1 pseudogene is annotated in these 1102 nt (G+C 52.5%); it reads right to left on the bottom strand.

Going from position 1 to position 1102, the window contains the following annotated elements:
- Positions 1-183 precede the first annotated feature (183 nt).
- Positions 184-1038: pseudogene (locus JUK32_RS27270) on the bottom strand (transposase).
- Positions 1039-1102 lie beyond the last annotated feature (64 nt).

The raw sequence follows: 1102 nt of genomic DNA, 5'->3' as shown, positions 1-1102 counted from the left end.
CGTGGCCAGAACGGGTGCCTCCCGCCACTGTCCACCAGTACGCCGTGATTTATCTGTCTTTGCAAAGCGCTGCCTGCGACCAAGAAACGCCTTTTTATGCAGCGGTGGCGCAACGACTGGCCCAATGTCAGACGGTGCCCTATCAAACAGGAGATATAGTCAAATCTGGTGTATGGCAGGAAATTAAGCGGCGTCCTGCTGGGGGGTCAAATCAGCCTTGTCATCGGCTCGACAGCCATCCTTAAATGGCACTCCTTCGATTACATCGGCGAGGGATTTGAAGCCTCGAATTCTGAGCCAGCTTTTCTGAGCACTCTCGACCAATTTGAACACCAGAGCCAGGATGGTGTCCTTGGAGACACAGCCTCGGGTCTTGTCGGTCCTCAAGCGCACAGTGGCAAAGGTAGACTCCATGGGATTGGTGGTGCGAATATGTGCCCAATGCTCAGCCGGGAAATCAAAGAAGGTGAGCAAGACGTCTCGGTCTTTAGCGAGGCAGGTGACCGCTTCTGGATACTTCGCCTGGTAGGTCTTGCTAAAGCGATCTAAGGCCTGATTCGCCTCTGTTTTGGACTCAGCTCGATAAATCTCCCAAATGGCTCGTTTAGCCTCCGGCTGCTGCCGCTTCGGCAGTTTGTTGAGGACATTGGCCGTCTTATGCACCCAGCAGCGCTGTTTCTTTGTGGAAGGAAACACTTGAGGCAGGGCTTTCCAAAAGCCTAAGGGACGTGCTCGCAATAAAAGTACCGGATCCGCACTTGAATTTTTCCCACCGACCCACCACTGCAGCGACTCACCGACCTATCATTACCGGGACCTTATTTTCCCGCCGATCCCTAAGGCCCCATCGCCAATGGTCAATTCTGGATCATCAGAGAGTCCTTGGTCTTTGAGTTGCAACAGCAAGGGCTTCCAACTTAACTCTGACTCCCGATAGCCAGTGGTCAGTCCGAGGAGCACTTTGTTGCCGTTATCGGTGACGCCAATGATCACCAGAATGTACTGCCGTTCATCGGAACGAATATTAGACCTCTTCAAGAATAAGAAAATAGGGCAGGTTGAAGCATCGAGAGTCGAAATTTAGACATACTGCACCCGCAGA

It is taken from the genome of Halomicronema sp. CCY15110 (assembly GCF_016888165.1).
In the GTDB taxonomy this organism is placed as follows: Bacteria; Cyanobacteriota; Cyanobacteriia; order Phormidesmidales; family Phormidesmidaceae; genus Halomicronema.
Note: the sequence above shows the minus strand (reverse complement) of the source record. Positions and strands in the feature narration are given on the sequence as shown.